We start from the raw sequence: 240 nt of genomic DNA, 5'->3' as shown, positions 1-240 counted from the left end.
TGGGCAATATCGAAAAAACACTTCTCTCAATATTAACAGTCAGTCTACTTTAAAACTCCATGGCAGCACCGTAATTTACGGAGACTTGAGACTGAATAGTGGAGCAACTTTGGAATTTGTAGGAGATGATAATTCCATTACGATTTATGGCACAGTAACTGTAAACAGCGGAGCTCAGATTATCGGTAACTTTAACGATACAGAAGGAAAATTGAAATAAAAAAAGTAATTCAGGCAACA

The 240-nt window shown here is 36.2% G+C and carries 1 pseudogene; it reads left to right on the top strand.

The annotated features are described in order from the left end of the window. Positions 1 to 220 (top strand): annotated as a pseudogene (locus O0V13_RS21630) (hypothetical protein); the annotation flags it as partial. Positions 221 to 240: the final 20 nt, after the last annotated feature.

It is taken from the genome of Algoriphagus sp. PAP.12 (assembly GCF_026652115.1).
Lineage (GTDB): Bacteria > Bacteroidota > Bacteroidia > Cytophagales > Cyclobacteriaceae > Algoriphagus.
Note: the sequence above shows the minus strand (reverse complement) of the source record. Positions and strands in the feature narration are given on the sequence as shown.